The sequence below is a fragment of the Aquabacterium sp. CECT 9606 genome (assembly GCF_918741295.1).
In the GTDB taxonomy this organism is placed as follows: domain Bacteria; phylum Pseudomonadota; class Gammaproteobacteria; order Burkholderiales; family Burkholderiaceae_C; genus Aquabacterium.
On sequence record NZ_CAKKNB010000001.1, the window covers coordinates 1,124,768 to 1,151,540 of the forward strand.

General features: G+C 64.2%; 21 protein-coding genes. 8 read left to right on the forward strand and 13 right to left on the reverse strand.

What is annotated here, in order from left to right:
* Window position 1: 1 nt before the first annotated feature.
* Window positions 2-433 carry a DUF2069 domain-containing protein gene (locus LQ232_RS05255; protein ID WP_230179307.1) on the reverse strand — a complete coding sequence of 144 codons (432 nt, stop codon included), beginning with the start codon at window positions 431-433 and terminating at the stop codon, window positions 2-4.
* 18 nt (window positions 434-451) lie between these two features.
* Here LQ232_RS05255 and LQ232_RS05260 point away from each other — a divergent pair, with 18 nt between their 5' ends.
* From LQ232_RS05260 to aroC, 3 genes are all read left to right on the forward strand, one after another.
* A complete protein-coding gene (locus tag LQ232_RS05260) occupies window positions 452-1,693 on the forward strand; it encodes a YihY family inner membrane protein (RefSeq protein ID WP_230179308.1) in 1,242 nt (413 codons plus the stop codon).
* Window positions 1,694-1,890: 197 nt separating this feature from the next.
* On the forward strand, window positions 1,891-2,358 hold the full coding sequence (locus tag LQ232_RS05265; protein ID WP_230179309.1) for a CBS domain-containing protein: 468 nt from the start codon (window positions 1,891-1,893) through the stop codon (window positions 2,356-2,358).
* 100 nt (window positions 2,359-2,458) lie between these two features.
* On the forward strand, window positions 2,459-3,562 hold the full coding sequence (gene aroC / locus LQ232_RS05270) for a chorismate synthase (RefSeq protein WP_230179310.1): 1,104 nt from the start codon (window positions 2,459-2,461) through the stop codon (window positions 3,560-3,562).
* A gap of 4 nt (window positions 3,563-3,566) precedes the next feature.
* On the opposite strand, the gene gloA is transcribed toward aroC, so the two are convergent.
* The 5 genes from gloA to LQ232_RS05295 all read right to left on the reverse strand — a co-directional run bounded on the left by gloA (window position 3,567) and on the right by LQ232_RS05295 (window position 8,652).
* Complete coding sequence (gene gloA, locus LQ232_RS05275; protein ID WP_230179311.1) at window positions 3,567-3,974, reverse strand: lactoylglutathione lyase; 408 nt, start codon at window positions 3,972-3,974, stop codon at window positions 3,567-3,569.
* A 2-nt stretch (window positions 3,975-3,976) separates the two neighbouring features.
* A complete protein-coding gene (locus LQ232_RS05280; protein ID WP_230179312.1) occupies window positions 3,977-5,800 on the reverse strand; it encodes a chorismate-binding protein in 1,824 nt (607 codons plus the stop codon).
* A gap of 20 nt (window positions 5,801-5,820) precedes the next feature.
* Entirely contained in the window at window positions 5,821-6,324 is a 504-nt protein-coding gene (locus LQ232_RS05285) for a disulfide bond formation protein B (RefSeq protein WP_230179313.1), read from the reverse strand.
* Window positions 6,325-6,327: 3 nt separating this feature from the next.
* The gene (locus LQ232_RS05290) at window positions 6,328-6,783 is read right to left on the reverse strand and encodes a RidA family protein (protein ID WP_230179314.1); all 456 of its coding nucleotides are present in this window, start codon (window positions 6,781-6,783) and stop codon (window positions 6,328-6,330) included.
* 81 nt (window positions 6,784-6,864) lie between these two features.
* Window positions 6,865-8,652, reverse strand: coding sequence for an ABC transporter ATP-binding protein/permease (locus LQ232_RS05295; RefSeq protein ID WP_230179741.1), 1,788 nt, complete (start codon window positions 8,650-8,652; stop codon window positions 6,865-6,867).
* A 131-nt stretch (window positions 8,653-8,783) separates the two neighbouring features.
* Here LQ232_RS05295 and LQ232_RS05300 point away from each other — a divergent pair, with 131 nt between their 5' ends.
* The 3 genes from LQ232_RS05300 to LQ232_RS05310 all read left to right on the forward strand — a co-directional run bounded on the left by LQ232_RS05300 (window position 8,784) and on the right by LQ232_RS05310 (window position 9,862).
* Entirely contained in the window at window positions 8,784-8,978 is a 195-nt protein-coding gene (locus LQ232_RS05300; protein ID WP_230179315.1) for a hypothetical protein, read from the forward strand.
* A 117-nt stretch (window positions 8,979-9,095) separates the two neighbouring features.
* The gene (locus LQ232_RS05305) at window positions 9,096-9,440 is read left to right on the forward strand and encodes a hypothetical protein (RefSeq protein ID WP_230179316.1); all 345 of its coding nucleotides are present in this window, start codon (window positions 9,096-9,098) and stop codon (window positions 9,438-9,440) included.
* Window positions 9,441-9,580: 140 nt separating this feature from the next.
* Complete coding sequence (locus LQ232_RS05310) at window positions 9,581-9,862, forward strand: hypothetical protein (RefSeq protein WP_230179317.1); 282 nt, start codon at window positions 9,581-9,583, stop codon at window positions 9,860-9,862.
* Here the strand turns inward: LQ232_RS05310 and LQ232_RS05315 are convergent.
* Window positions 9,840-11,063: an SAM-dependent methyltransferase gene (locus LQ232_RS05315; protein WP_230179318.1), complete on the reverse strand. Its 1,224-nt coding sequence runs from the start codon at window positions 11,061-11,063 to the stop codon at window positions 9,840-9,842. The two genes, LQ232_RS05310 and LQ232_RS05315, sit on opposite strands and share 23 nt — an antisense overlap.
* A gap of 458 nt (window positions 11,064-11,521) precedes the next feature.
* Here LQ232_RS05315 and LQ232_RS05320 point away from each other — a divergent pair, with 458 nt between their 5' ends.
* Window positions 11,522-13,033 carry an NAD(P)H-hydrate dehydratase gene (locus LQ232_RS05320; protein ID WP_230179319.1) on the forward strand — a complete coding sequence of 504 codons (1,512 nt, stop codon included), beginning with the start codon at window positions 11,522-11,524 and terminating at the stop codon, window positions 13,031-13,033.
* Window positions 13,034-13,041: 8 nt separating this feature from the next.
* On the opposite strand, the gene LQ232_RS05325 is transcribed toward LQ232_RS05320, so the two are convergent.
* The 3 genes from LQ232_RS05325 to LQ232_RS05335 are packed head-to-tail and all read right to left on the reverse strand — an operon-like array spanning window position 13,042 to window position 21,007.
* Entirely contained in the window at window positions 13,042-14,781 is a 1,740-nt protein-coding gene (locus tag LQ232_RS05325) for a diguanylate cyclase (protein WP_230179320.1), read from the reverse strand.
* Between the two features lie 17 nt (window positions 14,782-14,798).
* A complete protein-coding gene (locus tag LQ232_RS05330; RefSeq protein ID WP_230179321.1) occupies window positions 14,799-17,027 on the reverse strand; it encodes an EAL domain-containing protein in 2,229 nt (742 codons plus the stop codon).
* A complete protein-coding gene (locus LQ232_RS05335; protein WP_230179322.1) occupies window positions 17,024-21,007 on the reverse strand; it encodes a response regulator in 3,984 nt (1,327 codons plus the stop codon). Before LQ232_RS05335 ends, LQ232_RS05330 begins: the two co-directional genes overlap by 4 nt.
* Before the next feature lie 236 nt (window positions 21,008-21,243).
* On the opposite strand from LQ232_RS05335, the gene LQ232_RS05340 reads away from it, so the two are divergent.
* Window positions 21,244-22,215, forward strand: a complete 972-nt coding sequence (locus LQ232_RS05340; protein ID WP_230179323.1) for an ATP-binding protein — start codon at window positions 21,244-21,246, stop codon at window positions 22,213-22,215.
* A gap of 19 nt (window positions 22,216-22,234) precedes the next feature.
* Here the strand turns inward: LQ232_RS05340 and LQ232_RS05345 are convergent, their stop codons facing one another.
* The 3 genes from LQ232_RS05345 to apbC form a co-directional block, all read right to left on the reverse strand.
* On the reverse strand, window positions 22,235-22,873 hold the full coding sequence (locus tag LQ232_RS05345; protein ID WP_371820106.1) for a response regulator: 639 nt from the start codon (window positions 22,871-22,873) through the stop codon (window positions 22,235-22,237).
* A 126-nt stretch (window positions 22,874-22,999) separates the two neighbouring features.
* A complete protein-coding gene (locus LQ232_RS05350; RefSeq protein ID WP_230179325.1) occupies window positions 23,000-25,627 on the reverse strand; it encodes a PAS domain-containing protein in 2,628 nt (875 codons plus the stop codon).
* A 17-nt stretch (window positions 25,628-25,644) separates the two neighbouring features.
* Complete coding sequence (apbC, locus tag LQ232_RS05355) at window positions 25,645-26,769, reverse strand: iron-sulfur cluster carrier protein ApbC (RefSeq protein WP_230179326.1); 1,125 nt, start codon at window positions 26,767-26,769, stop codon at window positions 25,645-25,647.
* Between the last annotated feature and the right edge of the window lie 4 nt (window positions 26,770-26,773).

A 26,773-nucleotide genomic window follows, 5' to 3' on the forward strand; every position in this document is an offset into this window, starting at 1 on the left:
ATCAAGCGGTTTTGACAGGGTCGGCCTTGCCGGCCTTGAGGCGCAGTCGCACATAGACCGCGCAGGCGGTGAACAGGCTCAGGCTCAAGGCCACCTCGATGCCCGCCAGAGCCTGACTGAGACCGGTGTCACTGGTGGCCCTCATGGCGCCCTCGGTGAAATACAGCCAGACCAGCAGGGACAGCCAACGGAAGGTGTACATGCGGTGTTTGACCAGGCCCGTGAGCCCGAAGACCAGAGGCAGCACCTTGAGCGCCAGCATGCCCGTGCCGCCTTTCAGCGGGGCGAGTTGCAGCTCCCACAACAGGCCCAACACGATCAGGCCAACCAGCGAACCAAAAGCGATCCAGCGCACGAGGTTGATCGTGCGCAGGCGCGAGGCCGGGTGCTGGCCCAGGGGAATGACGGGCAAGGGATCAAAGGTATCGGGCATGGCTGGCATCATAGCCAGATGATTTCGAAATTGACTGTGTGGAAGGCGGCGCACCAGAGTTGGTCGGCCCTGATCCTGGCATTGAAGCAGTGGCCCTGGGCCGAGACCCTGGTGACCCTGCGTCAGCGCTTTCGGGAGGACCGCCTGGGCGTGACCGCGGGCAGCCTGACCTTCACCACCACGATCGCGTTGGTGCCGCTGTTCACCGTGATGCTGGCCTTGTTCAGCGCCTTCCCTGTGTTCGCTCGCTTTCGCAAGACACTGGAGCTGCAGTTCATCCAGGGCTTCGTGCCCGATGCCATCGCCAAGCCCGTGCTGCTGTCGCTGACCAAGTTCGCGCTCAAGGCCAGCCAGTTGGGCGGCATGGGGCTGATCGCCCTGGCCGTGACCGCCTTGGCCCTGATGCTGACCATCGACCGCACCCTCAACGCGATCTGGCGTGTGCGCACGCCCCGGCCTGTGGCGCAAAAGGTGCTGGTGTACTGGTCGGCACTCACCCTGGGCCCGTTGGTGCTGGGGGCCAGTTTGTCGGTCACCTCGTACCTGCTGTCGGCCTCCCGGGGCTTGGTGGACGAGTTGCCGGGCGGCGTCGAATTTTTTCTGGGATTGATTGTGTTCAGCCTGCAGACCGGTGGGTTTGCCGCGCTGTTCCGCTTCGTGCCCAACACGCATGTGCGATGGGAGCACGCCTGGGGTGGGGCCCTGTTCGTGTCGGGCAGCCTGGAGTTGGGTCAAAAGGTGTTGGCGCTGTACCTCAGCAAGGTGCCGATCTACTCGACCATTTATGGCGCGTTCGCGGCTGTGCCCATTTTCCTGGTTTGGATCTACCTGAGTTGGGTGATCGTGCTGATGGGGGCGGTGATCGCGGCCTACACACCCAGCCTGTTGTCGCGGGTCAAGCGTTGGCCTGACACGCCGGGGCACCGATTCCAGCTCAGCCTGGCCTTGCTCAAGGCTTTGGCCGCGGTGCAGCACGAACAGCCAAAGGGCCACTCGGCCGAGGCTTTGGCAGCCTTGCTGCGCACCGATCCGCTGCAGATCGAGCCCATTCTGGAAACCTTGGTGGAATTGGATTGGGTGGCGCGCCTGGATGAGCCCGATGCAGAAGGTGGGGGCCGTTTTGTGCTGCTGTGTGATCCTGACCAGACGGTCATGGCGCCACTGGTCGGGCGCCTTTTGCTCAAGCCCGATGGTTTCACGGATGGATTCTGGGCGGCTGCCAAATTGGACGAGCTGACCCTGCGACAATCCCTGAACTAATATTGTGTGGCGCAAGTCAGGGTGAACCCCAGCCAGTGGCGATCTGGATGGGCATTCCTGCACGGCTTGCGCTTCAAAAGCCTTGAATTTGCGCGCGTTTGAGCCTGATCACCCATTGGCGTTTGCCTCATATTGCGGCAATATGAGGCAACGGCGTCAGACGCACTGTGCAACCCCTGAACAAGAGGAGACCGACCATGAAAGTCAGCGACATCCTGCGAGTCAAAGGCAGCACCCTTTACACCGTGCAACCTGAACAGCCCCTGTCCGAGGCGGTCAACACCATGGCCCAGTTCGACATTGGCTCCCTGGTCGTGATGGACCACGGCGACGTGGTGGGCATGCTGACCTTCCGAGAGGTGATCCAGGCCGTGGTGCGCAATGGCGGTGTCATTGGCGACACCCGCGTGCGCTCGGTGATGGACGACCACCCCCTGACCTGCACCCCCGACACCGAGATCGACGAAGTGCGCCGCATGATGCTCAGCCGCCACGCACGCTACATGCCGGTCATGACGCAAAAAACCCTCATGGGCGTGATGTCGTTCTACGACGTGGCCAAGGCCGTGGTTGACAGCCAAGACTTTGAAAATCGCATGCTCAAGGCCTACATCCGCGACTGGCCTGTGGAAGAAGAAGCCGGCGAGCGTCAAGCCCTGCTTTAAAGCGGCTTGCTTCCACCCAAAACGCCCGGCTTTGTCCGGGCGTTGTCGTCATGGGGGACAATGGCGGTCTCGCGTTTTTCGCAATTACCTGGTTCGCGCAATGGCTGGCAGCACCCTCGGACTTCTGTTTTCCGTCACCAATTTCGGCGAGTCGCATGGCCCGGCCATCGGCTGCGTGATTGATGGCTGTCCCCCCGGCATGACCTTGTCCGAAGGCGACATCCAGCCCGAACTGGACCGCCGCCGTCCGGGCACGTCCCGCCATGTCACCCAGCGCAATGAGCCAGACGCGGTCGAAATCCTCAGTGGCGTCTACGAAGGCAAGACCACCGGGGCACCCATCGCCCTGCTGATTCGCAACACAGACCAGCGCAGCAAGGACTACGGCAACATCCTGCAGACCTTCCGCCCCGGGCATGCCGACTACACCTATTGGCACAAATACGGCCTGCGCGACCCGCGTGGCGGTGGCCGTTCCTCGGCCCGCCTGACCGCACCCATGGTGGCGGCCGGCGCCGTGGCCAAGAAGTGGCTGCGCGAGCAATACGGCACCGAGTTCCGTGGCTGCATGACCCAACTTGGCAACGTGCCCATCGCCTTCGAGGGCTGGGAGCACGTGCACCAAAACCCCTTCTTCGCGCCCAACACCAGCCAGATCCAGGCGCTGGAAGACTACATGGACGCCCTGCGCAAGGAGGGTGACTCCTGCGGTGCGCGCCTGACGGTCGAGGCCACCAAGGTGCCGGTGGGCCTGGGTGCGCCTTTGTTCGACAAGCTGGACGCCGACATTGCCTACGCCATGATGGGCATCAACGCCGTCAAGGGGGTTGAAATTGGCGACGGCTTTGGCGTGGTCGCCCAAAAGGGCAGCGAGCATGGCGACGAACTGACGCCAGAAGGTTTTGGCTCGAACCACGCGGGCGGCGTCTTGGGCGGTATCTCGACCGGGCAAGATCTGCGCGTGTCGATCGCCATCAAGCCCACCAGCTCAATCCGCGTGCCGCGCCAGTCCATTGACCTGGAGGGCCAGCCCGCCACAGTTGAAACCTTTGGCCGTCATGACCCTTGCGTGGGCATCCGTGCCACGCCCATCGCCGAGGCCATGCTGGCGCTGGTGCTGATCGACCATGTGCTGATGCACCGGGCGCAATGCGCCGATGTGGTGGTGAGCACGCCGCAGATCGCGGCGCAACGCCCCGAGTAACCGATCAGTCCGTGATGGCACGCTCGATCAACTCAATCTTGTAGCCATCCGGATCGGTGATGAAGGCGATCACCGTGTTGCCGCCCTTGACGGGTCCCGGCTCGCGCGTGATGGCACCACCCAGGGCCACGGCCTTGTCGCGCACCGCCTGGCAGGTGGCCACGATGTCATCGACGCCAATGGCGATGTGGCCATAGGCCGTGCCCATCTCGTATTGATCGACACCGTAGTTGTAGGTCAGCTCCAGCTCGGCCTGTCCGGGATTGCCGCCGCCAAAAGCCAGGAACGACAGGCTGTATTGCTGCTCGGGCCGGTCGGTGGTGCGCAGCAAGGTCATGCCAAGCACCTGGGTGTAAAAATCAATCGATCGTTGCAGGTTGGTGACCCGCAGCATGGTGTGCAGAAAGCGCATTTTCAATCTCCGGCAGGTTGTTCGGTGGGCAGCAATTCGGCGTCCATCCAGCCGCGAACGCTGTTGATCAAAGCGATGCCCTCGGCGTGCCGAAGCTCGTCCACGGTGATGGTGCGCTCGCGCAAGCGGCCTTCGGCCAGCAAGGTTTCACGCATCACGCCAGGCAGCAGCCCGGCCGACAAGGGCGGCGTGAACCACTCGCCTCCCAGCTTCACGGCCACATTGCCGATGGTGAATTCGGTGAGCTCGCCTTGGCCGTTCCACAGCAGGGTGTCGAAGCAGCCGGGCGGTGGGTTGAAGGGCGCATAGGCCGTTCGTTGGGTGGTCTTGTGGGCGATGAACTCGTCGGCCACTGGCATGGCTTGGCGGGCCAAGGCCACCCGGATGGGCAACTGGCTGAGAGCCAGTGGGCTGGATTCGAATGTCGCCTGGCCCTGGGCGTCCAGCAGCAGACGGATCTTGTGGATGCCCTGGGTTGGCGACTGGGCATGCTGCATCAAGGCATCACGAACCGCTGAAGCATCCCAGGGAAAACCAAAGTGCCTGGCCGCCCGCGCCATGCGCTGAAGGTGCGCGTCCAGCCGGGGTATGTGGCCATCTTCCAGCCTCAGCGATTCCAGCACTTCGAAAGGTTGGGCGGCCCGTTTCAGAAAGGCCTGCTTGTGCCGCCACTCCTTGGCCTCGGCCTCAACCGTGGCGTCCAGGGTGATGCCGCTGCCAATGCCACAACGGGCATCCCAGCCAGCGTGCGTGCTTGGCTGCAAGACCACGGTGCGGATGGGCACGTTGAAGGTCACCTCGCCGCCCGGTGCCATCAGGCCCACGGCGCCGCAATACACCCCCCGTGGCGCGCCTTCCAGGGCGGCAATGTGGTGCATGGCACGCCGCTTGGGCGCCCCGGTGATCGAGCCGCAAGGAAAAAGCGCCGCGAACACATCGGACAGCCGCAGGCCTTCGCGCGTGCGTGCCTGCACGGTCGAGGTCATCTGCCAGACGGTGGGCAAAGCCTGCACATCGAACAGCGATGGCACCTGCACCGAGCCCACCTGCGCAATGCGCGACAGGTCGTTGCGCAGCAGGTCGACGATCATCAGGTTCTCGGCCCGCTCCTTGTCGCTGGTCTGCAGGTGCCGGGCGGCGGCCACGTCTTCATCGGGCGTGGTGCCACGCGCTGCCGTGCCCTTCATGGGGCGGGTGGTGATCTGGTCGCCTTGCCAGTGGAAGAACAACTCGGGCGACACGCTCAGCACATGGCTGAGGCCCGCGGCGGCGGGTTGCGCGGTGGCGTCCAGGTAAACCGCGTAGCCATCGGGTTGGCTGCGGTGCAGGGCGTGGAAGTACTGCAGTGCGGTTTCGGGGGTTTGGGGCTCCAGCCGGCTTCGCAGTGGCGTGGTCAGGTTGATCTGGTAGACCTCGCCCGCGCGTATCAACTCATGGATGGCCTCTACCTGGGCCGTGAAAGCGTGGGGGCTCAAGGCGGATTGCCACGGTGCGGTTTGCCAGGCGCTTTGCTGGGCCGCCGAGGGCCAGGCCAGGGCCTGGTCGAACACGGCGAACATGGCCAACGCTTGGCCTGGTTGGGGCGCACAAACGGGCAGGTGATCGTCAAACGCGGGGGCGGCCTCATAGGCCACCCAGCCCAGGCACCAACGGCCTTGGCGAGCCTGCTCGTGTGCCGTGTCGATGACAGAGCGCACCTGGGCCAGTTCGGTGGCCACCAGCCAGGTCATCGCCGGGCCAAACGCGAGCCGCTGGCGGCCGCCTTGGGCAGCCGGGAAATCAAGCAGGGCCGCCAGCGTTGGCGAGGGCGCCCCATGGATGCTCATGCCAACGAAGGGCGCAGGTTTCAGCCGCGTGCGCGCAGGGCGCACCACAGGCCTGCCAGGCCCAACACCACGAACAGCGCCAGGCTCCAGAATTCGAAAGGCACGCCGACCAGCTTGGTGGCGGCATCGGCGCACGAGGCGCGCACCTCAAAGGCCGCAGGCAAGGCGGTGTCCAGGTGCAGGCTGGAGACGATGCGGTCGGCCAAGGTCAGGTTGCACGACGAGGTTTTGGCAGCCACGAAGTGCTGGTACCAAGCTGAGGCGGCACCGGATGCCGAGGTCGCCACGATGAGCAATGACGACAGCACGGTGATCACACGGCCGCCGATCAAGGCGCCCAGCCCGGCCAGGATGGCAATCAGCAAGAATTGCACGCGCTGCAAGATGCACCAAGGGCAGGGCTGCATGTCCAACTTGTATTGGGCAAACAGGGCAAAGCCCACGGCCGCCAAACTGGCCAGTGCGACCAAGGCGAGCACCTTGCGGGGCGATGTGGCGGGCGAACGGTGAAGGCGCGAATCCATCGGTCAAGCCACTTCGGCGATGAGTTCGATTTCGACGCAAGCGCCCAGCGGGATTTGCGCCACGCCAAAAGCGCTGCGCGCATGCCGGCCAGGCTCGCCAAACACCTGGGCGATCAGTTCGGAGCAGCCATTGGTGACCAGGTGGTGCTCGGTGAAATCAGGGGTGCTGTTGACCAGGCTCATGACCTTGACGATGCGCACCACCTTGTCCAGGCCGCCAGCGGCGACCTGCAGCGTGCCCATCAGGTCGATGGCCACCGCGCGCGCGGCCTCCTGGCCTTCGGCGGTGGTCATCGTTTTGCCCAGCTGGCCCACCCACACTTGCCCATCCTTCTTGGCGATGTGCCCCGACAAGAACACCAGATTGCCCGTGCGCGTGAAGGGCAGGTAAGAGGCGGCTGGCACGGCCACGGGGGGCAGCGTGATGCCCAAGGTGTTGAGGCGGTCTTGGATGGACATGGTGGCAACAAATCTAGGATGGAGGACAGACCGCCAAGGGCAGGTCAAAGCTGGCCCATGATCCTACACCGCCACCCGCAGTCAGGCCGTGGTGAAGGCCCATTGGCCGCCAGGGGTCAAGGCCAGCCGGTGAGAGTGAAACGCGTCCAGCGTGCTGCGGTGGCCCACGCTCACCAGCATGCAGTGCGGCAGCTCGTTGCGCAGCAAGGTGTACAGCGCGTGCTCCAGGCCTTCGTCGGTGGCCGAGGTGGCCTCATCCAGGAAGGCGATGCGCGGCTGGTTCAACAGCACGCGGGCAAACGCCAGGCGCTGCTGCTCGCCCAGCGACAGGATGCTGGACCAGTCGGCCGGTTCGTCCAGGTGGGCTTGCAAATGGCCCAGGTGCACCTTGATGAGGGCGTCCTTGATCAAGGCGTCTTCAAGCAGCAACGATGGGTAAATCAGGGCGCTGCGCAAATTGCCCAGTGGCAGGTAAGGGCGTTGCGACAAAAACAAGGCGTGGGGGCCCAGCGGCCGGTCGACCTGGCCTTGGGCATGGGGCCAAAGCCCCGCCAGGGTGCGCAGTAGCGTGGTTTTGCCGCTGCCCGACGCACCCTTGATCAGCATGCTCTCGCCAGCGTGCAGTGTGAGGTTCAGGCCCTGCACCAAGGGGCGGCCATCGGGTCGCGACACGCCCACACCCTTCATCACCAAGGCATCATCACGGCCGTTGACCTGGATGCTGGGCAGGGCGCGCGCCTGCTGGTTGGCGTCCATGAAGCCGGTCAGCCGGTCGAGGGCGGCGCGGTATTGCGCGAACTCGTCGTACGACATGCGAAAGAAAGACAGCGCATCCTGCACCTGCCCAAAGGCCTGCGAGGTTTGCATCACATCGCCCAGCTTGATGGCCCCGCTGAAGAACCGAGGCGCCTGCAAGATGAAGGGGAACACCACGGCCAACTGGTTGGCGGCGAGGTTGAAACCATCGAACTTCAGGCTTCTGAACAACAGCGCCCACACATTGGCGATGACCGCGGCAAAGCGATTCATGAGGGTGGTGCGTTCCACGTGTTCGCCTTGGTAGAAGGCGATGTTCTCGGCGTTCTCGCGCAAGCGCATGAGGGCGTACCGGAAGTTGGCGCTCAGGCGTTCGTTCAGGAAGTTCAGGCTGATCAGCGGACGGCCCAGCTTGAAGGCCACCACGGTGACCACGATCACATAGATGTACACCAGGAATACCATGGCGCGGGGCACCTCCACCCCCATGATGGCCAGGGCGCCCGACAAGCCCCACAGCATGCCCGTGAAGGCCACCAGCGACACGACCGCATCGGCCGTGCCGATCGACAGCTTGCGCGATGAGGTGACAAAGGTGGTGATGTCCTGCTGAATGCGTTGGTCTGGGTTGTCCACCGGCTCGCTCAGGAAGTGGCCCCGGTAATAGGCGTCGCCCTCCAGCCAGTCCTTGGTCAGCCGCTCGTTCAGCCAGGTGCGCCAGTCGATGTCGAAGACCTGGCTGACATAGGCGTTGAGCAGCACCCGGAGCACATGCACCGTGGCCAGGATGCTGAAGATGCCCAGGAAGAACCAGAAAGCCTTTTGATCCAAGGCTTGCAAGGCGCTGTAAAAACCGTTGTACCAAAGCGAGAACAGCACATTCATGCGCACCGAGAACATCGCCAGGAAAAGGATCAGGGCCACAGTGAGGGTGGGTTTCCAACTGCGCCGGGGCGTCAGGTAGGGCCAGCCCAGGCGCAGGAATTGGCGCCCCCAGCGGGTGCTGCGCGTGACGACAAATCCCACGGCCACGAACCCTACGCTGGTGAGCGCGAACGCCTGGGCCAACCACACCAGGCTGGCAACCAGCTCTTGACTCCAATCCAATTCAATCTCCTTGAGCACGCTGTGCGCAACGATTGTGCTTGAAGCCCACGCCTGGGTAGATTCTTGGCACGGATGCTGCACCTCGGGCTAGACTGGACACGACCAGCACTGCGCGAGTGCTCACACGATGTATCACCATGAATGATGATGACGAGCGTGACGCCTGGATTGACCGCTGCTCTGCCGAGCTGCGTGCCTTCCGGCCCAGCCTGAGCCCTGATGAGGCCGAGCAGTTGGCCGCCGACATCTGGTGCGACTCTCCCAGCCTGGGGCCGGAGGACGCTGCCGAGCGCGAGGTTGCCAGCTGGCGAAGCCTGGGCATCAGGGACTGACACCGCCCGCCATGCCCCCCCTAACTTGGCATGGCCCAGTCGCTCTTTGTGGGGGTTTCAAGTGGCCGGCCGCTGGCTACGATTCCTGCATCACCAAGACGTGTGCAGGAGAGTGCGATGAGGCTGACTTCAAACCCTATGGCAGCGATGGGCATGTTTGCCCTGATGGACGGTCTGGGCCGTGCTTTGTTCAAACCCAGTGGCCCGGCGCCCCATCAGCCCGACCCAGGTCCTTTCTACTGGAAAGTGATGTACATCGACGACAACGGCATGTTGCAGCGATCCACCATGCGGGTCATCACCTTGCACACCGACCTGCGGCGCCTGACCGTGTGGTGCGATGCCCTGGGTCGCGAGTGTGTCCTGAAAATCAGCAAGATCGTGGAGGCCAGCGACCTGCAAAGTGGCCGCAAAGTCAATTTGCACCGTTGGATGGCCAGCCAGAAAACGCAGTGGACTTGAAGCGGCAGCGTCCGAAAAACAACGAATTACCCCCGGTGGCAAGGTGGTTGTGGCCCATTGGCGCACTGTTACTAAGGGTTTACATCTATAACGCGGCATATTCATGTAGGATTGCTGCATCGCAACAAATGGGGTGAATCATGGCGCAACATAGTCTGAAGTACGACGTCGTACCCGGGTCTGGTCATGACGCAGAGGCCGACCGCAAGGGCCTGGGCTACGAGAAGCTGGGCGTGATTGCCGGTTTCCTGGTCGGTTTGCCCGTGGGTGTGGGTCTGGTTGAAACACCGTTGACCGCCGTGGGCGCCCCCCAGTGGCTGGGCATCGTGGCCACCGTGGCCGTGGTGGCGGTTTTCACCGCGCTGGGTTTGCGTGGTGGGGCCGCCTTGGCCAAGCGGGCTACGCAGGATGAGCAGTCTTGAGAGCAGAGGCTGAGGGCAATCGTCCCTCAGCCTTCAGCAAACCTTCCAGGCAGTGGTCCTGGATTTGGTAGAAGTTTTTGATGTCCTGAATCTGCACCAAAGTTTCAGCGGCCTTGTCCGGATCGCCTGAAGCTCGCTTGGTCGCCAGGATCATCTTGTTCTTGTTGGTGTGCTCCAACGAGACAAATTCAAACACCTGGGTGTCGTAGCCACAGGCTTCCAACAGCAAAGCCCGCAGACCATCGGTCAGCATTTCCGCTTCCTGGCCCAGGTGCACACCGTGTTGCAAGATGGGGCGAAGCGGATGGGGGCTCAGCAATTGCGGCCGGATCTGCTTGTGGCAGCAAGGCGAGCACATGATGATGTCGGCCCCGGTGCGGATGCCCATGTGGATGGCGTAATCGGTGGCGATGTCGCAGGCGTGCAAGGCGATCATCACATTGACGGTGCCAGCCTGGTAATTGCGCACATCGCCATGGTCAAAGCGAAGGCCTTGCAGGCCCAGCTTGCTGGCGGCCTTGTTGCCCAACTCCACCATGTCCTGCTTCAAATCCACGCCCGTCACTTGCGCATCCAGCCCCAGGCTGTTTTGCAGGTAATCGTGGATGGCGAAGGTCAGGTAGCCCTTGCCCGAGCCAAAGTCCACCACATGGATGTTCCGGGCCTGGGCCAGCTGTGACGAGGCCAGCGCGCGACTGAACACCTCGATGAACTTGTTGATCTGCTTCCACTTGCGTGACATGGCCGGGATCAAGGCCTGTTTGGCGTCGGTCACGCCCAAGGCGGTCAAGAAGGGGCGCTCCAGTGCCAGCAGGCGTTCTTTCTGGCGGTTGTGCTCCTGGCTGGTGGGTTCCGGGTGGTCGGCCTTGCCAAAGCGCAAGGTGGCCTTGCCCTTTTTGCTGATGGCCAACTGGATTTCCTCGGTCGGGGTCAGCAAATGGGCGTTGCGAAAATCCTGGCCCACCATGCCTTGCAATGCCGCGAAACCTTCGTCCACGGGCAGGTTCTTGATGATGTCCTTGGTCTGGTGGCGGTGTACAAAAGACAGGCACGCCTGACCCTTGATGACAATGGGCCGCACCTGAACGCGGACCAGGTCCATGACCGGGCCAACGTAATTGCCCAGCACCAGTTTGACCAGCGTCTGCTGGTTCAGGTGCTCATGAACCAGGCTGAAGAATTGTTCGTGCGGGGTGGGCATGCAAGGCGCCTTGGCTGGAATCGGGGGGCAAGCGAGGATTGTCGGCGGCATTGGCCCCAAAGCAAAAGCCCGGCCGTTCAAAAAACGCCGGGCTTCTGAGTCGATGACCACGATCGGGTCGTCTTACCTGCCGGGGTGGTCCTGGCGGGTCGTGTCCCCCAATGATCAGGGGAGCCGTCTACCAACGGCGTGATGCTGACAGATCCACCCTGTCAGCTTGCGGTGAAGCAAGCCATGCACCCATGAAGCCACCGTTACCCGGTGTGCCATGCGGTTGATGAAAATCCCATCGTTGACCGCCATTGCAGTGTGTACCAAATGCCCCGCTTGGTGCAAGAGGGCCAAGCACTTTGTGTTGCACACCGCGTGCATGAGCGTGAAAAGCTGCTCGACTTTTCCCGCCACCAGAACCAGGTAGTGCAGACTCTGATGATCGTTTGGAGAAGGTGGTGCAAAGCATGGAACGAACAGCGCTTTTGACCGTGGCAGAGATGGTGCAGGCCGAGGGCTTGACGATGCAGGCGGGTGTTTCTGGCCAGGTGCTGATGGAGCGGGCCGGGCGGGCAGTGGCCGATGCGATCCTGGCCCGGTGGACCACCCGGCCGGTCGTGGTGCTGTGCGGGCCGGGCAACAACGGCGGCGATGGCCTGGTCATCGCCCGGTGTTTGAGTGAGGCCGGCTGGCCTGTGCTCGTGGCCTTGCTGGGCGAATGGTCGGCTTTCAAAGGCGATGCCTTGATCCAGGCGCGTCATTGGGATCCGGCCTCGTGCGTGCCGGTGCGTCCCGAGGCGCTTGAGGGTGCTGGGCTGGTGGTCGATGCCCTGTTTGGCTCGGGCTTGAGCCGGCCATTGGGCGGCATGGCGGCGCGCACACTGCAGGCGGTGGCGCACGCTGGTCTACCGATGGTGGCCGTGGATGTGCCCAGTGGCGTCTTCGGCGACACCGGCGAAAGCGCCGGTGCCGTGAAGGCCGCGTTGACCGTGACTTTCTTTCGCAAGAAACCTGCCCATGTCATCCTGCCTGGCCGGGCTTTGTGCGGCGAGGTGGTGGTGGCCGACATTGGCTTGAGGGCCGACGTGGGCGAGTTCGTCAAGCCCACCACATTTGAGAACACGCCGGACCATTGGCGCCCCGACTGGCCCGCGCTGACGGCCGATCACCACAAGTACCAGCGCGGTCATGCCCTGGTCTACGGGGGCGGTGTGATGACAGGCGCTTCACGTTTGTCAGCGCGGGCGGCGGCCCGAGTGGGCGCGGGCTTGACCACGGTGGCCGTGCCTGAATCGGCCTGGGCCGTCTACGCGGCCGCATTGAACAGCATCATGGTCCGCACCCTGGGCGGCGCCGACGCCGTGGAGCAGGCTGCGAGCTTGCGCCAGGTCCTGGGCGATGCCCGCATCAGTGCGGTGCTACTGGGCCCGGGTGCCGCGGGTGGCTTGGCCAGGGGCGTGCGGCCACTGGTGGAAGCGGCCTTGGCGAGTGGTCGCCCGGTGGTACTGGACGCCGATGCGCTGTCGGCTTTCGAAAGCGACCCCGACGCCCTGTTCACGCTCATCAAGGCGGCGCGCGGGCCGGTGGTGTTGACCCCGCATGAAGGGGAGTTTGCGCGCTTGTTTCCCCAGGCCAAGGCCTTGCCCTCGCCTGACAAGCTCAGCCGGGCGCGCTGGGCGGCACAGCGCTGTGGCGCCGTGGTGGTGCTCAAGGGGGCGGACACGGTGATCGCGGCGCTGGATGGGGTGGCCCTGGTCAACACCAATGCGCCATCAACGCTGGCCACGGCCGGGTCGGGCGACGTGCTGGCAGGCTTGATCACCGGGCTTCTGGCGCAAGGCATGGGCGCGCTCAACGCGGCCGCTGCCGCCGTGTGGCTGCATGGCGAGGCGGCGAGGGCGTTTGGCGCCGGGCTCATCGCCGACGATTTGCCCGACCAGTTGCCGGGCGTTTTGCAGCAACTGCTGCGATCGGACTGAACGCCGTATCAGCCCACGCAGGTGCGGTTTTTGCCCGTTTGCTTGGCCTCGTACAGGGCCACGTCAGCGCGGTCGAGCGCGGCCTCGATGGCCTCGTCGGTGCGGTACTGCGTGACGCCGGCTGAGAAAGTGATGAACACATTCTTCTCGTCTTGCGTGAAGAACTCGGCACTCAGGGTGCGCTGCAGGCGGGTCAGCACCTGCTGGGCTTCGTCCACGGGCGTGTCGGGCAGCAGCACCACGAATTCTTCGCCGCCATAGCGGGCCAGCGAATCGCTGGGGCGCAGGCATTCGCTCACGCGGCGCGATAAAAACTGCAAGGCGAGGTCACCCGTGTGGTGCCCCATCTGGTCGTTGAGCTTCTTGAAATTGTCGACGTCAAGCAGGCCGATCGCCAGGACGCCGCCACTGCGTTGCATGCGCGCACGTTCGGTCTCGAACGACTTGGCCAGGCCGCGCCGGTTGGCGATCTGGGTGAGCGGGTCGGTGGACACTTCGTCGGACAAGCGGCGGATCTCATCTTCCAGTGAACGCACGCGGTCGGTCAGTTCGGTGGCGCGCTCGTGCTCGGCCTGCATGCGGGTCTGTGCCTGGTTGACCAGGCCATGCACTTCGCGGCTTTCATCGACCATGTCGCGCACCACGCCGGCCAGGCTTTCCAGCGAATCGGCCTGGCCAATGGTCTCGGCATAGCGCCCCAGGCTTTGCTGGAAGCGGTCGGTGGTGCTCCCCAGGGCAGCGATCTCTTGCAGCATCTGCTGGATGAACTGCTTGAGCGACTGGCGTGCGGAGTCACGCTCCTGTTTGAGCTGCTTTTGTCGTTGCCGGGTGCTTTCCAGCAGATCCTGCATGTGCTTGACACCTCGGCTGTGCAGGCCTTCATCCAACTGGAACTGCATGGCTTGGCATTGGCCCTGCACCCAGGAGTCGTCCTCGGCCAGTTCGACCAGGCTCTCGGTCAGGGTGTGGCACAGGTCGTTGAGTTGCTCGACCAGGTGGTAGCGGTGTTCGATGATGCGCCGGGCTTGATCGCAGGCCTGGGTGATTTGCTCACGCGTGGCGTCCACGTCAAGCTGAGCCAAACCGGGCTGGCGGGCCTGGGCCAGGGCGCTTTGCAGCGCGGTTTTGGCTTCAAGGGCTTGGCCCAGACTGTCGGGCAGTGCCGTGACCAAGGCGCCCTGCGTTTGCGACAGGGCGTGTTCGGCCAGTGCGGGCCAGGCGCCGGTCTGGGCGGGCGCCGCGGCCGTGGCTTGGTTGACGGGGGCCGTCGATGCGGCCAATGGTGGCGCAGGGGGAGACTCGGGCGCGCCGGCGGCGGCACTGCCATCGGCGGTTTCCATCACTTCGAGCAGGCCATCGTCCACCGTGTCGCTGTCCCAACTGCCCACCAACTGGGTCAGCCTTTGGTGCAGGCGGTCGGCGGAATTCCTGCTGCCTTCCAGCACGCGCTGCAGGCTGTCTTTCTTGCGGCCTGCGGTCCATTGGCGACCACCGCGCTCGGCGCCTCGCACGATGCGGCCAATCAGTTGCGACCACCGCTCGCCATCGGCGGCTGGGGTCATGGCCGGGGCCACATCGAGCGGCGCGGGCTCGGTCGCTTGGGAGCTTGCGCCTTGCTCGGCCTCGTAGGCCTTGCGGAAATTTTCTGGTGTGGGCTCCAGCCTTTTCTCGGCCAGTTGGCGCAGGGCAGCCTTGGCGAGTTGCGCGGGGGCCTGCTCTGCAGCGCCACTTCCCGATGAACTGCCCATGATCGATTCCTCTGTGACTAGACGGGGGTACTGCTGACGGCCGAACTGCCCATCTCACCGGTGAGCAGTGAAACGCGTGGCAGGCTTTGGTCGGCCTCGGTGTTGGTCAGCCACGTGTCCACGTCGGCCGCCGGCATCGGCCGCGCGAAGAGATAGCCTTGGCAGATGTGGCAGCCCAGGTTGTAGAGCACCTCCATTTGAGAGGCCTCTTCAACACCTTCGGCAATCACACGCAGGCCCAGGGCACGTGCCAGCGCGATGATGGCCGAGACCACAGCCGAACTCTGCGGCGTGGTGCCCAGGTCGTGCACGAACGACCGGTCGATTTTCAGTTCACTGATCGGCAGCGTGGTCAGGTAGGCCAGCGACGAATAGCCGGTGCCGAAGTCATCGATCGAGATCTCGATGCCCATCTGGTTCAGGCGGTGCAGCGAGGGCACCACGCCTTGCAGGTCTTTCATCAGGCCGGTTTCAGTGATCTCCAGCTCGATGAAATGGGGCGGCACGCCTTCCTGTTCCAGGATGGCCTGGATCTTGTCGACCAGGTCGGGCAGCTCGAACAGGCGGCTGGGCAGGTTGACCGCGATGGAGGCATCGAAGCCGAACTGCTTTTGCCAGATCTTGGCCTGCCGTGCGGCTTGGGTGATGGCCCACAGGCTCATTGCGTTGATCAGGCCTGTGGCCTCGGCCAGCGGGATGAAATCGATGGGGGGGATGATCTTGCCGTCGCGCACCCAGCGCATCAGCGCCTCGGCGCCGACCATCTTGCTGGTGCGCACGTCGATCTTGGGCTGGTAGTACAGCACCAGTTCGTCGCGCTCCAGGGCCTTGTGCAAGGCGGTGTCCAGGTCAAGGCGCACGCGGCCCTTGCTGGCCAATTGCAGGTCATAGACCATGGCGTTGTTGCGGCCCTGGCTCTTGGCCAGGTCCATGGCCACGTCGGCGTTGCGCAGCAGGTCGGCCACCCTCAGGCCATGGGCCGGGAACAGGGCGATGCCGATGCTGGCGGTGATGAAGCATTCCTGGCCAGCAGCCATCATGGGGTCGCGCAGGGCCTGCAGGATGCAGTTGGCGGTTTCCATGGCTTCGGCTTCGTTGGCGATCTCGGGCAGCAGCACGACGAATTCGTCAGCGCCCAGTCGGCCCACGGCCTCCAGGGTGCGATGACCGCGCATGCCGGTCATCTCCATGTTGCCTTCCATGACCTGCTCGGAATGGCGCACACACGAGCGCAGGCGGCGCGAGACTTCGATCAGAAGTTCGTCGCCGGCGTGGTGGCCCAGGTTCTCGTTGATGATCTTGAAGCGGTCCACGCCAATCTGCAACAGTGCCACGTGGTGGTTCAGGCGCTTGGCATGCTCGATGGCGCGCTCGCTGCGCCAGAAGATCTGCCGGCGGTTGGGCAGGCCGGTGAGCGTGTCGAAGTTGGCCAGGTGCTTGATCTTGTCCTCGGCCACGCGCCGGTCGGTCACGTCCTGGACGATGCCGGTGTAGCCGATCAGGGCGGCCACTTCATTGAACTCGGGTTCGGCCTCGATGTGCAGGATGCGCTGGCGGCCATCGTGCAGGTTGACCTGGATGTCGTTGCACAGCACGGTGCCGTGGTCCAGCACTTCGCGCAGGATGCGCTGGAAGCCTTGGCGCTCTTCGGGCGCAATCATGCGCAGGATGCGTTTGAGCCCCAGGCGGTCACGGCCGCCCAGACCGAACACGCGCATGCCCTCCATCGAGAAGACAATGTCGGTCACGCCCTGGCGCCAATCGAAGCTGCCCATGCGGGCCAGATCCTGAGCGCGTGCCAGCGTGGCCTTGCTGCGCTCCAGCTCATGCCGGGTGCGCGAGGCGCGCAGCAGGTAACGCAGGCGCCCGGCCAGCAGGCTCCACTGCGTGCACTTGATGAAAAAATCGGTGGCGCCCACTTCATAGGCGCGTGTGATCGAGGCCTCGTCGTCCAGGCCCGTCAGCATCAGCACGGGCACGGATTCGTAGCCGGGCAGGTGCCGCAGTTCCTGGCAGGTGGAAAAACCATCCAGCCCGGGCATGACGGCGTCCAGCACCACCACGTCGGGCAACCATTCGCTGATGATCTGAAGGGCTTGCTCGCCAGAGCTGGCCTCGGTGATCGAAAAACCACGCTCGCGCAGGGCGATGGAAGTCAACAGCAGGTTGACTTCGTCGTCATCCACCAGCAGCACTTTGGGCTGCTCGGCGGAATCATCGGTCCCGACGGAGGTGAGCCGATTCACAGTTGGGCCTCCAGCAAGAGGCGCAAGCTTGCGATCACCCGCTCCACCTCGGGCCGAATGGCACTGATGCGATTAGTCAGATCTTCACCTGTAGGACGCCTGATCATGGCTTCAATTTCGGCACACATCTGCGACAACTTGAGCGCACCGATGCTGGCTGACGATGATTTGAGAGTGTGCGCCACATGCGCAATACCTGCATGATCGCCGACTTTGGTGGCATCTTCGAGCTGCGGCAGCATCCGCCCGACAGAATTTTCAAAAGCTTTTGACACTCGCTCGATCAATTTGTTCTCGCCCTTGGGGTCCAGGTCTTGCAGGCGCTGCAAGGCTTGGCGGTCAAGGACGTCTGCCCAGCCCGCATTGAGGGACTCATCGGTGGTGCCATGCAGATCCTCTGGCGCGGCCGGGCCGGCCAGATCATCGTGCAGTGGTGTGGGCACCGTGATGGGTGCCTCGGGCAGGTCAATGGGGTCGATGTGGGTATGTTCCACCAGCACCTTGTGCAGCTGGCTCTGGCGGAAGGGCTTGGACAGGTAGTCGTCAAAACCCAGGCCCAGGAAGCGTTCTTCGTCGCCCTCCAGCGCATTGGCCGTGACGGCAATCACCGGGGTGTCCGACGGTGTGATAAACGAGAAGCGGTTATTGGATCCCCGGCGGAACCAGCCCAGGGCCTCGACGCCGTCCATGCCGGGCATCTGGATGTCCATCAGGATCAGATCGAAGCGCTGCTCGCCCAGGCGGCGCAGGCCTTCCAGGGCTGAACTTGCGACACGCACCTCGCAACCCAGGCGCTTGAGCATCTGAGAGCAGACTTCCTGGTTGACGGTGTTGTCCTCGATGACCAGCACGGCCTTGTTGATGCGGGTGGCTTCCTGGTTCGCATCGCCGCGGTCTGCGGAAATGCCCAGGATGGCCTGGCGCAATTCGGCCTTGCGCAAGGGCTTGGCCACGAAACGCTGGAAGCCCACATCCTGGGCGCGGCGCACGTCATCGGGTGATGACACCGACGACAACAAGATCATTTTCAGCTTGGGGTAGCGGCCGCTGGTGCGCACGGCCTCGGCCAGGCCCATGCCATCCAGGTTGGGCATGTTCATGTCGACCAGGGCCAGGTCGAAAGGCGCATCTTGCGTGGGGTGGGCCATCAGCACATTCAGGGCTTCGCGGCCATCGATGGCTTGCACCACGTTCATGCCCCAGGCGGTCAGCATGTTCTCGATCACGGTGCGGTTGGTGTCGTTGTCATCCACCACCAGCACGTTGTAGGAGGGCATGTCGGGCTCTTCCAGCATGGCCATGTCGGCCTGCGTGGTGCCAACGCAGACGGGCACGCGGAACAGGAACTCGGAGCCGACGCCTGGTGCGCTGTGCACCTCGATCTGGCCACCCATCAGCTCGACCAATTGCTTGGAAATGGCCAGGCCCAGGCCCGTGCCGCCGTAGCGCCGCGCCATGCCGCCATTCGCTTGCACGAAGGCGCTGAACAGGCGGGGCACCACCTCGGACGGGATGCCGATGCCGGTGTCACGCACCATGAACTCCAGCTCCATGGTTTCGATGCTGCCGGGTTTGGGCAGCTCGACCCCGCCGCCAATGGCCCGGCGGATGTCGACGACGATCTCGCCGTGTTCGGTGAACTTGATGGCGTTGGCCACCAGGTTGGTCAGGATCTGGCGCAAGCGCAGCGGATCGCCATGGATGACGGAGGGCAGGCCGGGTTGTTCGCGGAAGCTCAGCTCAAGGCCCTTCTCGTGGGCGCGGGGCGCCATCAGCTCCAAGGTGTCTTCCACCAAGGTGCGCAGCACGAAGTCGCAGGTGGCCAGCTCCAGGCGGCCTGCCTCGATCTTGGCGAAGTCCAGGATGTCGTTGATGATTTCCAGCAGGCTTTCGCCCGAGCGGTAAACGGCCTGCGCGAAACGGCGCTGCTTGTCGCTCAGCGGGGTGCCCAGCAGCAGCTCGGTCATGCCGAGGATGCCGTTCATGGGGGTGCGTATTTCGTGACTCATGTTGGCCATGAACTGGCTCTTGGCCTGGCTGGCGGCCTCGGCCATGTCGCGGGCGCGTTGCAGCTCCAGCGCTTGGCCATGCTCGTCGGTCACGTCCGACACCAGGCCGTAGATGCGCGACTGGCCATCGGGCAGGCGGCGGGCACGGGTGCGGTGGCGCAACCAGCGCAGGCCTTTTTCAGGGTGCTGCAGGCGCAGCAGGGCGTCGGTCGGCTGATCCTGGTCTTCCATGGCCTCTTGTTCGATCAACAAGGGCCGGTCTTCGGGCACCACCAGGGATTTGAGCCGGTCGGGGTGCGCCAGGATGTCTTCGGCCGACACGCCCCACAGGTCTTGCGTGCGGTGGCTGAGGTAGAGGTAACTGGCGCGGTGCTCGCTGGCCACGTAGACGCAATCGTCCATGGACTCGACCAGTTCACGGAAGCGGCGTTCGGACTCTTCCAGATCGGCCTGGGCTTGCCGCGCGGCGGTGATGTCGCGCACCAGCGAGATCAACAGGCGGGGGCGGCCATTGCTGTGGCGCAACGCGAAATGGCGGGCATTGACGATTCGCTGCTGCGAGGCGTTTTGCCACTGGAAGTCGTGCTCGATGGTCTGGCCCGTTTCCAGGGCCTGCTGCATCGGGCCTTCGGTCAGGTGCAGCACCGACTCGCCCAGCGCCTGCGTGATCGATTTGCCGACCACCTGATCGCGTTGCAGCTTGAACTCGATCTCGGTGTAGCGGTTGATGGCCACCACGTTGAGGTTGACCGGATCAAGCACGAACAGGCTGACGGGCAGGTTGCCCAAAAGGGCCTCCAGGAACTCGCGCTCCTGTTCGCGCACGTGTTCTTGGGCCTTGCGCTTGGTGATGTCGTTGAACAGGCAGACGTACTGGCTGCGGCCGCCCGACTCGTCCAGCATCTGGATGGCGTCGATTTCGCCCCAGTAGCGGGTGATGAGCTGACCACCTTGGCGGGCGGCCTCGTAGGCCAGGCGGAAAGGTACGCCGCGGGCCAGATGGTCTTCCAGTTCGCGCACGGTGGTGGGGGCGCTGACCTCTTGCTCCAGCAAATCGCCCAGCTTGCGGCCCAGGACCTTGTCCTCGGGCCAGCCGGTGAGGGCGACGAAGGCGCTGTTGATCCACTCGATGGTGCCGTGGCGGTCGGTGATGGCCACGCCGCTGCTGATGCGCGAGGCGACCAGGGCCAGGCGACCCAGGTGCTCGGCGCTGGTGGCCATGTGGGCCAGGTTGGCATCGCGCTGGGCGACAAAACCCAGCTGGATGGCAGCGATGTCCAGCACGTGAGACAGGCCCACGCAGTCCTGCTGGGGGTCGTCAAACTCCAACAGCGCCAGGGGCCAGCCTTCGACCGAAACGGGCACGGCAAGCACTTTGTGCGTCTGGGGCGAGCGCCAGGGGCAACTGGACAAGGCCGGCAGCTCACTGGCACCCTGGGCCGAGCTGGGCCTCAGGGAGGTCAGCGCCTGCCCCAAGGGGCGTTCGTCGCGGTGGGTGGTGGCAATGGCCGTGACGTCGATGATGTCGCCGGCGTCGCTGTCGGCGTTGACCCACGGGCGCAATAAGGCTGATTCGCCATTCCAGCCGTCCACCCGCAGGCAGACCCAGGCCTTGGAGCCCATGTGCTGGTGCAGGGTTTGCCCAACCCGCTGCAGTGCTTGAGCCAGGGAATTGGCACCATGGGCGGCCTCAACGATTTCCTGGCTCAGTGCCAACCAGCGGTGCGCCTCGGCGTTGTCTTCAGGCGACACTCTGGCCAGCAATTCCTCGTCCATGGCGGCTTCGGGCGGGCGCGTGGTGCCCGGCTGGTCGGCTGCGGGCTCCTGGCGCTGGCGGGCCAGATAGCCGATGCCAGCGGATGCCCAGCCAGCCAAAGCCAGTCCAAGCCCGCTCAAACCCCAACCCACGACCGCCACGGTCGTCATGACCAAGGCACTCAGGGTGAGAATAAAGGTCCAGGTAAAGCGCATGATTTCCTTGTTCGGGGATATCGCGTGACGATCCTTGGGTAAGTCAGCCCCCTTGCCTGGAGACCGCAGGGGCATACTGTGTCTAATCGTTAACTAATCACGGACTTTACAGGCACAGTGAAATGGTCAACCAGCAGAAGAAACCCCTTGCGGTCCTTCTTACAATGATTTGAATGCCGGGTCATCATTCTTTTTCAAGCCAGAAATCCTTCCGCCGCGAGTCTCGAGTCCTTTTGATGGGGTGGGGCGCGGTGGGTTTGTTGACGCTTGTCGCGATGGTGCTGCTGGGCGCACCGGTCTGGGCCCATAGCCTGTTCCTGTTGTTGTGGTGTGTGGTGTGGGCAACGGCCTTGGTTTGGTTGCCGGCGCCAGTCGCCGAGATTCCGCCGCTTGAACCCCTGGCTCCGGCTGTTGAGGCGGTGAATGAAGCCGATCAGGCCGCGCTCCCGCCCTGCGCTGACCGGGTGCCCGCCATGAGCGAGTCCGACCAGGAAGTTCTGCGCTACGCCTTGTCGCACGACCTGCGGGCGCCCTTGCGCGTGGTCGACGGCTTCACGCGCATCCTCAAGGAGGACTACGGCAAGGTGCTGGACCGTGTGGGCAACGACCACCTGGACCGTGTGCTGGCAGCCTCCAGCCGCATGAACGGCATGATTGACGCCATCCTGGCGCAGGCCCAGCTGGCCCGCGAACCCGTGGCGCGTGAACGCATTGACCTCAGTGTGCTGGCCAAGGAGGTCGTCAAGGATTTGTCTGACCTGGACCGTGACGAGGGCCTGGTGACCGGGCAGGCCAGCCGGCGTGCGGATTTCAAAGTGGCCGAGGGCATGGTGGCCGAGGCCGATCCCACGCTGGTGCGGCGCGTGCTGGACAACCTCATGGGCAACGCCTTGAAGTACAGCGCCAAGGTAGAGCATCCGTGCATTGAAGTGGGGGTGATGCCCGCCACCAATCCAGCCGTGTTCTACGTGAAGGACAACGGGGCTGGTTTTGACATGCAGCACGCCGACAAGCTGTTCGGCTTGTTCCAGCGCCTGCACAGTGCCAAGGAGTTTCCGGGCACGGGGGTGGGGCTGGCGGGCGTCAAGAACATCATCTCGCGCCACGAAGGCCGGGTGTGGGCGGAAGCCCAGTCAGGGCAAGGCGCTTGTTTTTACTTCACGCTGATCAGTGCTGCCCAGGCGCAGGCCCAGGGCCGACAGGGCTGAGCGCCCCGGTTCTTCGCAGTCAGCTCAAGGGGCCCAGGCCCGACAGCACTTCCTGGGCATCCAGCAAGCGTTCACACCAGGCCTCGACCGAGCGGCCTTCTTGCTGCGCCTGTTTGCGCAGCCGATCGAGGGCCTGACCCCGCCCCAGTGAGTGGCGGTGCATGACGATGCCCACGGCCAGGGCCACCGTCTGGGCCAGTGGATCGGCGCTGGACAATGAGGCAGACGACTTGGCCTGGGTGGTGGTTTCCGTGGCCTGAGCCTCGGCCTCGGCGGCCGTTTTGCGCCGGTTGGCGAAGGCGGATTCCACCGCGGGCACGATCTGCTGGATGTCCAGGGGCTTGACCAGGTAGGTCACCGCGCCGAGTTCCTTGACCTGCGCCACCGTGGCTTCATCGGCAAACGCTGAGAGGAACATGAAAGGGATCTGGCAGTACTCGCGCAAGTAGGCGGCCACATCGAAGCCGGTTTTGCCTTCCATGCGGATGTCCAGGAGGGCCAGTTCGGGTTTGTGTTCGTGGGCCAGCAGGATCGCGTCGTCGCCATTGTCGGCATCGATCACCTCATAGCCGGCTTGTGACAGGCCGTGGGTCAACGTGGCCAGCACCAGCCGATCATCGTCCACCACCAAAATTTTGCCTTTGTGATTCACGTACATCCTCATTGGGCCCGGAAGCCCTGGAACGCTACGGAGACCCCGGTCTCAGATCACGTCAAGACTGCTTCACCATGTTGTCGACCGTCCATCGGCGCTTATTTTTCTATTTTGCACGGCATTCCTCTTTCATTGTGGCCAAAGTGCAATCTGCTGACCAGAGGGAGCACCCAGGATGTGGGGGGTGGGCACCAAACTGACGCCTGGCGGATTCAGTTCGATCCGGGTCACGACCTGTTCGCCTTCCTGGATCATGCTCAATTTGGAACTGCGGCGGGGCAGCAGGGCGCGGACCAGGCCCAGGCCCGACACGCCACCGGGCACGCGGTGCACGTTGAAGCCTTCGGGCAACACCCCGGTGTTGCGGATCTCGATGCAGACCTGCAGTTCGCTGCAGATCATGGTGCAGGTCAGGGCCTCGGCAGCCCGGCCGTGCTTGTGCGCATTGGTGAGCAATTCATTCAGGCTGAGTGCGATGGGGATGGATTCGGCCTCGGGCAGTTGCCATTCCGAGGCGTTGCTGCCCTCCACCTCCAAGGTGATGGTGCGGCTGAAGGTGCGCTGCACTGACTGCGCAATCGCTTCAATGACGTTTTTAAGGCGCAGGGGCCCGCCCGCGCCTACTTGCAGGCCGTAGACCTGGGCGATGGCCTGCACCTGGCCCACCACTTCGGAGATGGCCGAGGCCACTTCGGGCTTGCGGGCCGCGATCTGCTGCAGCAGGCCGGCCACGCCCTGCAGGTTGTTTTTGATGCGGTGGTGCACTTCCTTGACCAGCATTTCACGCTGCGCAATGGCCGCCTCCAGGCGGGCTTGCTCGGCGGCACGCTGTTCGCTCACATCGGAGGCCACCAGCAGCAGTTGGTCGGCGGTCTGGCCATCGTGCGAGAGAGGCAGGTAGCTCACGTCCCAGGTCTGCATGCCAGAGCCTTGCTCGAATTTGTACTCTCGTTGCAGTGGTTTGGCTGAATCGAGGGCCCTGAGCATGTCGGCGCGCAACTGGCGGCCTCGGTCGGCACCATGGATCTCTTCAGGGGTGAGCCCGGCGGCCTTGGCGGGCTCGATCTTCATGAAGGCCGAGGCGGCCTGGTTGGCCTGGATGACGGTCAGGGTCTTGGCATCGCACAGCGTGATGGTCATGGGCGCCATCTCGATGATCCGCTGCAAGGTGGCCTGGGCCTCGACCGTGAGGGCTTCGGCCTCACGACGCCGGTCGATGTCCATCAGGGCATAGGTGATCTGGCGCTCGTTGAACTCGCCCAGGGTGACCACAGCGTTGCCCACCACCCAGAACACACGCCCGTCGCGGCCCATGACTTGGCACTCGAAGGTGTGGGATTGGCCATCGAGCAGGTCGTCCAGGTAGCCGGTCAGGCGGAAGGGGTGGTCGATGTCTGGCGTGGCGACGGTGCTGAGCGGGTGGCCCAGAAAATCAGGCAGGTCGCCGCCAAACATGCGTCGGGCCGAGCGGTTCATCCAGGCAATGCCGCCCGAGTCCAGCGTGACGATGCCCACGAACACCGAGTCGAGGATGGCGCGGGTGCGGTCGGCTTGCAGGGTGAGGTTCTGCTCGGCCCGGTGACGGTCATCCACGTTCACGAAGGAGGCGATGAAGCCCTCTTCGGGTTGGTCGGGCTTGACCAGGTGCAGGTTGACTTCGGCCCACAGCGGCGTGCCGCGCGGATGCCGCAAGGCGCGCTCGCCTTGCCAGTGGCCTTGCTCGGCGAGTTGCGCCAGGATCTGGTCGTCGGTTCTGGCCAGGGTGCTGGTGTCGATATCGGTGATGTACAGGCTGGTCAGCGGCCGGCCGGCCATGTCCTGGTGGTCCAGGCCCAGCAAGCTGGCCAAGGCCGGGTTGGCGCTTTGCACCAGGCCATCGCGCACGAAAGCGATGCCCACGCCGGACATGGTGAACATCAGGTCGCGGTCGCGGCCCAGGGCCTCCAGCTGCGCTTGCTGCGAGCGGATGCGCGTGATGTCCGACAGCACCGCGATGACTTCCAGCGGGTCGGAGCGGGGGCCAATGCGGCGCACCGACAGGGCATACCAGCGTGTGGGAAAGCCCGGCGCGACGATCTCCAGTTCGCTTTCAAACTGCCCGGTGTTCTGCAGCTCGACGGTGGATTGATCGACCACGCGGCGGATGCGCGGATCGCTGTCCAGCAGCGCCTCCAGGTGCTGGCCGGTCAAGGTGCCGGGGCTCAAGCCCAGCATGCGTTCGAAGCGCCGGTTGCAGCGCACCAGGATGTTGTCACGCAGGTAGGCGATGCCGGCAGGACTGCTTTCCAGGATGGTGCGCAACTCGTGCAGCAATTGGTCCTGGTCGAACTCCATCAGGCCGGTGGGTTCGCCGCTGGTGTTGGTGAAGTCAGGCGGCTGCGGGGTCTGCACCACGAATGCCATGGGATTGGTGTCGTGCACCACGCACAGAAAACGCTCTGGCAGACCCGGCACGGCGGGGTGCGCGTGCACATGGCTGCGCAGATACCGCTGGTTCGGGGTGCCTTGGTCGATGCAGGCCAGGTTGGTCAGCGGCGGGGCGCCCGGGGCCAGCCCGATCAGGGCCAAGGGGGCATCCCAACCGGTGAGCCGCTGCAGGGCTTCGGGCGCATGGCTCAGCAAAGCGCCAGGGGCGGGTGCCTTGCCGAACAGGCCGGCGAAAGCCGCATTGCTTCGCAGCAAATGGCCATGCTCGTCAAACTCGATCAGAGCCTGGGGGACCAGATCGAACCAGGCATCGTCAGTGCGTTGAGTCATGGCCAGGGCGGTGGTTTTCAGGCATCAGCTTTGGGCACGACGGTCACGCCTGGCAACTTGCCCGAATAGTCCTTGGGCAGCTTGGACAGGCCGGCGGCCAGGCGTTGGGCCATGCCTTTGTACAGCTCCGCCACCTTGCCGGTCGGGTCGGCGGCGACGGTGGGATTGCCGCTGTCGGCTTGCTGGCGGATGGTCAGGTCCAGGGGCATGGAGCCCAGCGAGGGCACGCCGGTTTCCTCGGCCAGGCGCTTGCCGCCGTCTTCGCCAAAAATGTGCGCTTCGTGGCCGCAATTGGGGCAGTGGTACGTGGCCATGTTCTCGACCACGCCCAGCACCGGCACGCCCACTTTTTCGAACATGCGCAGGCCCTTTCGGGCATCCAGCAGGGCGATGTCCTGCGGCGTGGTGACGACCACGGCGGCGGTGAGCGGTGCGCGCTGGCACAAGGTCAGGTGGATGTCGCCGGTGCCGGGCGGCATGTCGACGATCAGGTAGTCCAGGGGTTTGTCTGGCGTGCCCCAGCGCGTCTGGCGCAGCAGTTGTTCGACCGCCTGGGTCGCCATCGGGCCGCGCCAGATGGTGGGGGCGTTTTCATCGATCAGCAGGCCGATCGACATCATCTGCAGGCCGTGGTTGCGCAGCGGCTCGATGCTCTTGCCGTCGGGACTGTCTGGGCGGCCGCTCAGGCCCATCATCAGGGGCTGGCTGGGGCCATAGATGTCGGCGTCGAGCATGCCCACGCTGGCGCCCTCGGCAGCCAGCGCCAGGGCCAGGTTGATGGCGGTGGTGCTTTTGCCCACGCCGCCTTTGCCGGAGGCGATGCCGATCAGGTTTTTCACCCCCGCCAGGGGCGCCTGTCCACGAGGGGGCGCATGGGTTTGAACCTGGGTGGCCCAATTCACTTCGACGCCGGTGATGCCGGGCACATCGTCCAGTGCCTGCATCACCAGGGCCGTGTAGGCGGGCCACTGTGACACCGCCGGGTAACCCAAGGTGATGTCCACCGTGGCCTGGCCTTGCTCCACCCGCAGGGATTTGAGCTGCTTGCCGCTGACCCAATCCTGACCGGTCAGGGGATCGGTGACGGCGCTGAGGGCGGCGCGCGCGGCGGTTTCTAAGGCGGTGGGTGCAGGTAGGGTCATGCTG

Coding starts and splice junctions, on each gene's coding strand:
- LQ232_RS05255 (WP_230179307.1), bottom strand. CDS start 433: ATGCCCGATACCTTTGATCCCTTGCCCGTCATTCCCCTGGGCCAGCAC.
- LQ232_RS05260 (WP_230179308.1), top strand. CDS start 452: ATGATTTCGAAATTGACTGTGTGGAAGGCGGCGCACCAGAGTTGGTCG.
- LQ232_RS05265 (WP_230179309.1), top strand. CDS start 1,891: ATGAAAGTCAGCGACATCCTGCGAGTCAAAGGCAGCACCCTTTACACC.
- aroC (WP_230179310.1), top strand. CDS start 2,459: ATGGCTGGCAGCACCCTCGGACTTCTGTTTTCCGTCACCAATTTCGGC.
- gloA (WP_230179311.1), bottom strand. CDS start 3,974: ATGCGCTTTCTGCACACCATGCTGCGGGTCACCAACCTGCAACGATCG.
- LQ232_RS05280 (WP_230179312.1), bottom strand. CDS start 5,800: ATGAGCATCCATGGGGCGCCCTCGCCAACGCTGGCGGCCCTGCTTGAT.
- LQ232_RS05285 (WP_230179313.1), bottom strand. CDS start 6,324: ATGGATTCGCGCCTTCACCGTTCGCCCGCCACATCGCCCCGCAAGGTG.
- LQ232_RS05290 (WP_230179314.1), bottom strand. CDS start 6,783: ATGTCCATCCAAGACCGCCTCAACACCTTGGGCATCACGCTGCCCCCC.
- LQ232_RS05300 (WP_230179315.1), top strand. CDS start 8,784: ATGAATGATGATGACGAGCGTGACGCCTGGATTGACCGCTGCTCTGCC.
- LQ232_RS05305 (WP_230179316.1), top strand. CDS start 9,096: ATGAGGCTGACTTCAAACCCTATGGCAGCGATGGGCATGTTTGCCCTG.
- LQ232_RS05310 (WP_230179317.1), top strand. CDS start 9,581: ATGGCGCAACATAGTCTGAAGTACGACGTCGTACCCGGGTCTGGTCAT.
- LQ232_RS05315 (WP_230179318.1), bottom strand. CDS start 11,063: ATGCCCACCCCGCACGAACAATTCTTCAGCCTGGTTCATGAGCACCTG.
- LQ232_RS05320 (WP_230179319.1), top strand. CDS start 11,522: ATGGAACGAACAGCGCTTTTGACCGTGGCAGAGATGGTGCAGGCCGAG.
- LQ232_RS05325 (WP_230179320.1), bottom strand. CDS start 14,781: ATGGGCAGTTCATCGGGAAGTGGCGCTGCAGAGCAGGCCCCCGCGCAA.
- LQ232_RS05335 (WP_230179322.1), bottom strand. CDS start 21,007: ATGCGCTTTACCTGGACCTTTATTCTCACCCTGAGTGCCTTGGTCATG.
- LQ232_RS05340 (WP_230179323.1), top strand. CDS start 21,244: ATGGGGTGGGGCGCGGTGGGTTTGTTGACGCTTGTCGCGATGGTGCTG.
- LQ232_RS05345 (WP_371820106.1), bottom strand. CDS start 22,873: ATGTACGTGAATCACAAAGGCAAAATTTTGGTGGTGGACGATGATCGG.
- LQ232_RS05350 (WP_230179325.1), bottom strand. CDS start 25,627: ATGACTCAACGCACTGACGATGCCTGGTTCGATCTGGTCCCCCAGGCT.
- apbC (WP_230179326.1), bottom strand. CDS start 26,769: ATGACCCTACCTGCACCCACCGCCTTAGAAACCGCCGCGCGCGCCGCC.